Annotated in this window: 7 protein-coding genes and 1 tRNA gene; all 8 read right to left on the bottom strand. The window is 39.1% G+C overall.

The features are described from left to right. Positions 1-73 precede the first annotated feature (73 nt). On the bottom strand, positions 74-451 hold the full coding sequence (locus tag CYP84_RS04640) for a rhodanese-like domain-containing protein (protein ID WP_103636833.1): 378 nt from the start codon (positions 449-451) through the stop codon (positions 74-76). A 224-nt stretch (positions 452-675) separates the two neighbouring features. Beyond that, positions 676-752: transfer RNA gene (locus CYP84_RS04635), tRNA-Arg, on the bottom strand. Positions 753-830: 78 nt separating this feature from the next. Continuing rightward, positions 831-2,909, bottom strand: a complete 2,079-nt coding sequence (gene fusA / locus CYP84_RS04630; protein ID WP_103636832.1) for an elongation factor G — start codon at positions 2,907-2,909, stop codon at positions 831-833. Between the two features lie 12 nt (positions 2,910-2,921). Further along, positions 2,922-3,392: a 30S ribosomal protein S7 gene (gene rpsG / locus CYP84_RS04625; RefSeq protein WP_002941142.1), complete on the bottom strand. Its 471-nt coding sequence runs from the start codon at positions 3,390-3,392 to the stop codon at positions 2,922-2,924. 78 nt (positions 3,393-3,470) lie between these two features. Next, positions 3,471-3,869: a 30S ribosomal protein S12 gene (gene rpsL, locus CYP84_RS04620; protein WP_021089995.1), complete on the bottom strand. Its 399-nt coding sequence runs from the start codon at positions 3,867-3,869 to the stop codon at positions 3,471-3,473. An 80-nt stretch (positions 3,870-3,949) separates the two neighbouring features. Beyond that, entirely contained in the window at positions 3,950-5,083 is a 1,134-nt protein-coding gene (gene iadA, locus CYP84_RS04615) for a beta-aspartyl-peptidase (RefSeq protein ID WP_103636831.1), read from the bottom strand. After that, entirely contained in the window at positions 5,080-6,492 is a 1,413-nt protein-coding gene (nhaC, locus tag CYP84_RS04610; protein ID WP_103607056.1) for a Na+/H+ antiporter NhaC, read from the bottom strand. Before nhaC ends, iadA begins: the two co-directional genes overlap by 4 nt. Before the next feature lie 135 nt (positions 6,493-6,627). Next, positions 6,628-7,017 carry a DoxX family protein gene (locus CYP84_RS04605; RefSeq protein WP_087582018.1) on the bottom strand — a complete coding sequence of 130 codons (390 nt, stop codon included), beginning with the start codon at positions 7,015-7,017 and terminating at the stop codon, positions 6,628-6,630. Between the last annotated feature and the right edge of the window lie 135 nt (positions 7,018-7,152).

Genomic DNA, 7,152 nt, shown 5'->3' with positions numbered 1-7,152 from the left:
TTTATTATTTAGTATAAATTTTGACTACAAAATAAATTTATCTTGTAGTCAAATGTAGAATTTAGAAATTTGTCTATTTTTTATAAGGTGTAGTTTTGTAGCCTTGCTCGATCAAACCACTCATGCCACCATCTAAATTTATAATCTTAAGATCTGTGCTATCTATCGCTGCAGCTGCTGCTGTGCTTCTTCTGCCACTTCTACAAACAAGAGCTATAGGCTTTTTGATATCAACCGCCTTTGAAAGCTCATCTAAAAATGTACTCTTATCACTTGGATCAAAAGTGATGGTCTTTGCACCAGCTATGATGCCAGTCTCTTGCCATTCAGATGGAGTTCTAATATCGACGATCTGATCATATTTCTTGATCTCATCTGGGCTTATATTAACAGTTTTAACATCAGCTGACAACATGCAACAAACGGCTCCTAAAAGTAAAATTTTTTTCATCTACTCTCCTTAAATAAAAATTTTTGAAATGTTAGCATGGATTATTAAATATATAAAATTTTTGTTGATAAATTTTATTGATAGTGAGGTCATACAGATAATTCATTAAAAAATAAATTTATTTATATGCCAAACACAACTACTTATAAAAATAAGAATTCTAAATATAAATGATTAAAAGTACTCTATACAAGATTTTTATGAGATAGCATTTAAAGCAGGAGTGGTGTCCCCAGCGAGGTTCGAACTCACGACCTCAGAATTAGGAATTCTGCGCTCTATCCAGCTGAGCTATGAGGACAAATTTGTAAGATAGTTTAAATTTTTACTCAAGTAGTTAAATTTTAAAGGGCAGATCACTCTGCCCTATTTTGGCTAATTAGCCATTTCTCTTTTTAATGATCTCTTCACTTACATTTTTAGGAACTTCTTCATAGTGATCAAATTCCATAGAGTAAGTCGCACGACCTTGAGTCATTGAGCGAAGATCTGTTGAGTAGCCAAACATTTGAGCAAGTGGACAATAAGCTGCAATGATTTTTACACCATTTCTATCATCCATTGAATTTACTTGGCCACGACGCTTATTAAGGTCACCGATAACATCACCCATATACTCTTCTGGAGTCTCAACTTCAACTTTCATCATAGGTTCAAGGATAACCGCACCTGCTTTTCTAGCGCCCTCTTTAAAGCCCATAGAAGCAGCAAGTTTAAATGCCATTTCAGATGAGTCAACTTCGTGGTAGCTACCATCAAAAAGTGTAACTTTAACATCTTCAACTGGATATCCAGCAAGAACACCACTTTGAAGCGCTTCTTTACAACCTTTTTCAACAGCTGGGATGTACTCTTTTGGAACAACACCACCTTTGATGTCGTTAACAAATTCAAATCCGCTAGCAGCTGGAAGTGGCTCGATGCGTAAGAATACGTGACCGTATTGACCGCGACCACCTGATTGTTTAGCATATTTATACTCTTGTTCAACTGCCTTACGGATAGTCTCGCGGTATGCAACTTGTGGCTGACCAACTTCAGCATCAACTTTAAATTCACGAAGCATACGATCAACAATGATCTCTAGGTGAAGCTCACCCATACCACTAATGATAGTTTGTCCGCTCTCTTCATCAGTGCTAACTCTAAAGCTTGGATCTTCTTGAGCTAGTTTTTGAAGAGCGATCGCCATTTTCTCTTGATCTGCTTTTGTTTTTGGCTCAACCGCAACACTGATAACTGGCTCTGGGAAGTCCATTCTCTCAAGAATAACTTTATCTTTTTCGCTTGCAAGAGTATCGCCAGTTAGGGTACTTTTTAGACCAACAACAGCGCCGATTTCACCAGCAAAAAGTTCTGTAATCTCTTCACGTTTATTTGAGTGCATTTTTAGTAAGCGGCCGATTCTCTCTTTGCAGTCTTGAACTGTGTTGTAAGCGTAGCTACCACTTTCAAGGCTTCCTCTATAAACACGGATAAATGTTAGCTGTCCAACAAATGGATCAGTCATAATCTTGAACGCAAGAGCGGCAAATTCGCCATCATCTGTACTTTCAACAGTCACCTCAGTGCCATCTTCGTAAACACCATTTATCGCTGCAATCTCATCTGGAGCTGGTAAATAATCAACAACAGCATCAAGTAGAGGTTGAATACCTTTGTTCTTAAACGCAGTTCCGCAAAGCATAGGCGTGATAGTCATTCTTAAGCAGCCTGCTTTTATACCTTTTTTGATCTCTTCTTCAGTTAGCTCTTCGCCTGCAAAGAATTTCTCCATCAAACTATCGTCTGTCTCAGAAACAGCTTCGATTAGTTTTGTACGGTATTCTTCAGCTTTATCTTTAACTTCAGCTGGAATTTCTTCTTCTACATAGTCAGTTGGCTTTTTCTCGTCATTCCAAACGTATGCTTTCATTCTTACAAGATCAACCACACCTTTAAAGTTATCCTCTGCACCGATAGGAATTTGAATAGGTACTGGATTTGCTTTTAATCTTTCTCTAATCTGCTCTTCAACTCTAAAGAAATTTGCACCAATTCTATCCATTTTATTAACAAAAACAATTCTTGGTACGTGATATTTATTTGCTTGTCTCCAAACAGTTTCAGACTGTGGCTGAACACCACCAACAGAACAAAATACCGCAACAGCACCGTCAAGAACACGCATAGAACGCTCAACTTCAATAGTAAAGTCAACGTGTCCCGGAGTGTCGATTAGGTTTACTTGGTAGCCCTTCCAAAACGCTGTAGTTGCAGCTGATGTAATAGTAATACCACGCTCTTTTTCTTGCTCCATCCAGTCCATAGTAGCAGCGCCATCATGAACCTCACCTATCTTATGGCTCATACCAGTGAAGAACAAAATTCTCTCACTTGTAGTTGTCTTTCCAGCATCAATGTGAGCCGCAATACCGATATTTCTTACCTTATGTAAAGGTGTTTTTCTCTCTGCCATACTAATTCTTTCTTACCAGCGGTAGTGAGCAAATGCTTTATTAGCCTCTGCCATCTTGTAAGTATCTTCCTTCTTCTTGAAAGATGCACCTTTTGAATTTGCCGCATCTAAAAGCTCATTTGCTAGTTTATCAACCATTGTTCTTTCGCTTCTTTTTCTAGCAAAAGTTATAAGCCAGCGGATAGCAAGAGCTTGTTGGCGAGCTGGGCGAACCTCAACTGGTACTTGATAAGTAGCACCACCAACACGGCGTGATTTAACTTCTAAAATAGGTTTTACATTTTCGATAGCGTCGTTAAAAACGTCGATGCCTTTAACCTCAGCATTTTTCTTTTCGATAGCTTTAATAGCACCATACATTATCTCTGTAGCGACGCTTTTTTTGCCATCATACATAAGAGAATTAATAAATTTAGTGATTATTTTATTTCCGTAAATCGGATCAGGTAAAACTTCCCTTACAGGAGCTTTTCTTCTTCTCATTTTGATTTTTCCTTCAAATTTTTATGAAATTTTACTCAAACGTTTGCAAATTTTAGCAACGTCTGCGAACCTAAATTTTTACTTTTTTGTTGCAGCTGCAGCGCCAGCTTTAGGGCGTTTTGCACCATATTTAGAACGAGAAACTGTTCTTTTTGCAACACCAGCAGTATCAAGTGCACCACGAACGATGTGATATTTAACACCTGGTAAGTCTTTAACCCTACCGCCGCGAACTAAAACGATACTGTGTTCTTGTAGGTTGTGACCTTCACCGCCGATATAGCTGATGACTTCAAAACCGCTTGTAAGCCTAACTTTGGCAACTTTCCTCAAAGCTGAGTTTGGTTTTTTAGGAGTTGTAGTATAAACCCTAGTGCAAACTCCTCTTCTTTGAGGGCACTCTTTTAACGCTGGAGATTTTGACTTAACAGTCACTTTCTTGCGTTCATTTCTGACCAATTGATTTATGGTTGGCACAATAATTCCTTTCAACTAAATTTATTAAAAAGACCTAATTTTATTTAAAAAAAGCTTAAATAACGGTTAATAAGTTAGACTTATTCATACGTTCCTTTTTTTATAAAACCGCTGTCATCTTTTAAAATTTCACCCATTGCAACGACAAATTTAATCTCAAATTTATCATCGATTAGCAAAATATCTGCATCGAAATTTTCTTTTATCTCGCCTTTTTTATTTTGCAAGGCCACACTTCTTGCCACATTTGTCGTAAAATATGGCAACGCCTCTTCAATACTAAAGCTATCTTTTACGAAATTTATAAACTCTTCATATAAGCTCTTAACGCTAGCGATGCCTATTTTTAGTAAATTTCCGTCTCTATCATAGCTAGAGTAGCTGCCAAAGCCGTCTGAGCTAATTGTTATCTTATTTGTCGGTAAATTCTCTTTTTTGACGCGCTTTACAGCTTCAAGTGGCGTAAGTCCTGGCATGCAGGTAAAGTCGATATAGCCACCATCTTTTATAAATTTAAAGCTTTGTTTAAAAAGCTCCTCGTTTCTATTTACGTGCGTTGGCTGAAATAGCGTGATCGGCATATCATACTCATTTAGCACTTCATAGATCAAATTTAAGCCCTTTTTGCCGTCACCCATGTGAAGCGTGGTGTGGCCTGACTTTGAGCTGATCATACCAGCCACCCTGCCAGCTGAAACTATGTGAGCGAGCTCATCTTTGCTTACACTTGATGAGCGGTGGTCGCTTATGGCTAACTTGGTGCCGATTATGGGATCAACAAAGACAATATCTTTTTCGATCTCACCAGTTATGGTTGGCGTTTTAGAGCTGTATGCGCCAGTGTGAGCGTAGCATGTGATGCCCTCGTCGTTTAGCGCGTGTGCTTTTGCGACTAAATTTTCAACGCTTCTTGTCGTGCTGTCAGTTCCAAGTAGGCCAACAGCCGTCGTTATGCCAGCTTCTATTAAATTTGATAGCATGATCTCAGGCACTCTAGTCTTAAAGCCACCCTCGCCGCCGCCTCCAGTGATATGCACGTGCTTATCGATGAGGCCTGGTATGGCTACTAAATTTGAAGCGTCGACCACCTTTACATTTGGTAAATTTGGCTCTAAATTTTCGGCTATGCAGACGATCTTGCCATTACATATAAATATATCTTTTTTGCCAATAAATTTTGGCGAGTAAATTTTGACGTTTTTTATGAGTATCATTTAGTTTCCTTGTTGATTTTAGCTATGCCGATACCTGTGAGCGCTAAAATGATAGCAAAGACAACACCCATGTAGTTTAGTATCGCCCATGGCAAGTACTCTACCGTTGGCACTCCAAGTGTGGCTGTCATATATGCACCTGCTGCTGACCAAGGTATAAGTGGGACGATCACGGTGCCAGAGTCTTCAAGTGTTCTTGATAGGTTTTTGGCTGCTAAATTTTTCTCTTTGTAGAAATCTTTAAACATCTCGCCAGGGATGAGGATAGAAAGATATGAGCTACCTGTGACAAATGCGACAGTTAGGCATGAGCCTATAGTCGAGATGATGACTCCTGCTGTTGATTTAACCCTTGCCATAATGGTGTGAAGTACCTTTGTAAGCATGCCAGTTTTTGAGATGATGCCAGCAAAGCCCATGGCGCAGATGACTAGGATAGTGGTTGAATTTACCGAGCTCACGCCACCTCTATTTAAAAGCTTAGTGATATCCTTTGAAAACTCCATATTAATGCCGCTCATCGTGACGTTAAAGCCAGTCATCACTGAGATAAAGCCATTTTTAAAGCTAAAATCTTGAACGATAACACCAAGAAGCACTGAAAATAGCGAAGCTATGATCATGACAGGTATCGTTGGCCACTTTAGCACCGAGCCAGCCAAGACAAAAAGCACAGGCAAAAGTAAGATGATGTTCCAGTGAAAAATTTTATCAAGCTGACCTTGAAGTGCCAAAACCGACTCTGAAACATTTGCACCACTGCTTGCCGCCTCGCTACCAAAAAATAGATAAGCTGCTATCGCAACGATAGTTGCTGGGATAGTCGTATAAAACATGTGCTTGATGTGCTCATAAAGCTCTGAGCCAGCTGCTATCGGAGCTAGATTTGTCGTATCTGAGAGCGGAGAGAGCTTATCGCCAAAGTATGCTCCTGCGACTACCGCACCAGCAGTTGCTGCTAAATTTACATCAAGACCTTGAGCTATGCCCATGATAGCCACGCCAACTGTGCCAGCAGAACCCCAAGATGTGCCAGTTACGGTTGAAATGATAGCTGCGATGACAAAAGCTGTTAGGACTAGATACTGCGGACTTATAAGATCCACGCCGTAGTAGATGATCATAGGGATGGTGCCTGAAAATACCCATGAACCAATAAGCAGACCGACTGCCCAAAGTATCATAAGCGCTGGCAGTGAGCTAGAAATTTTCTCTATGACACCTTCTTGAAGCTCGCTCCAACTATATCCTAGTCTCCAAGCGATGCCACCAGCTACGAGGGCTGCTATCAAAATGATCGGCTCAACCTTTAGCTTCATATAACCAACGCCAAGCGCAAGGCCTACGATCATAACCAAGATAGGTGTAAGGGCTAGCAGAAACGAAGGCTCTTTTTTTATAGAGTTCATCATGTGTCCTTTAAATTTGAGATATTTTTGAATTTAAAGGCTACAAACTTAAATTGTTATAAAAAAATAAAATAAAATTAAAATTTAAACAAAACGTGTGAAAATTTAGCACATCTGATATGTGCTAAATTTAGATCAGTCTTGCTTGATAGCGTATTTGCCACTACCAGTCGAGATGATGCAAAGTGATATAGCGATATAAAGATATATAAGCTCTGCTTTAAAGCCATTTACATTAGTTAGCTCAAGTAAATTTGACAAGCCAAAATACGAATACAAAATGACAAGACTAGAGCCAAAAACTAGGAGCGCGCCAAGCCTTGAGTAAAAACCAACAGCGATCATTATAGGGGCTAAAACCTCGCTCATATAGGCAAAATACGCCAAAAAGCTAGGTAGTCCAGCATCAACTAAAATGCTCTTTACACCGCCAACTCCGTGTAAAATTTTGCCAAAGCCATGCATAAAAAGGCAAATTCCAAGGCCTAAGCGCAGAAATAAAAGTCCAAGATCAACATTTTTCATAATATCTCCGTTACATATTTTTAGTTAGGGATTTTATTTAATATTGATTAACGGCTTGTAAATTTTGAAATTTTGTAAATTTAAGTAGGTAAATTTATAAGAGGATTAAGCCCCAGAGGTGGGGCTTAATATATT

Source organism: Campylobacter concisus, assembly GCF_002912425.1.
Lineage (GTDB): Bacteria > Campylobacterota > Campylobacteria > Campylobacterales > Campylobacteraceae > Campylobacter_A > Campylobacter_A concisus_AH.
This window is presented reverse-complemented; position numbering and strand designations above follow the sequence as displayed.

Bases quoted from the DNA above. Each gene is read 5' to 3' on its own strand.
- CYP84_RS04640 (WP_103636833.1), bottom strand. From the start codon at position 451: ATGAAAAAAATTTTACTTTTAGGAGCCGTTTGTTGCATGTTGTCAGCT.
- fusA (WP_103636832.1), bottom strand. From the start codon at position 2,909: ATGGCAGAGAGAAAAACACCTTTACATAAGGTAAGAAATATCGGTATT.
- rpsG (WP_002941142.1), bottom strand. From the start codon at position 3,392: ATGAGAAGAAGAAAAGCTCCTGTAAGGGAAGTTTTACCTGATCCGATT.
- iadA (WP_103636831.1), bottom strand. From the start codon at position 5,083: ATGATACTCATAAAAAACGTCAAAATTTACTCGCCAAAATTTATTGGC.
- nhaC (WP_103607056.1), bottom strand. From the start codon at position 6,492: ATGAACTCTATAAAAAAAGAGCCTTCGTTTCTGCTAGCCCTTACACCT.
- CYP84_RS04605 (WP_087582018.1), bottom strand. From the start codon at position 7,017: ATGAAAAATGTTGATCTTGGACTTTTATTTCTGCGCTTAGGCCTTGGA.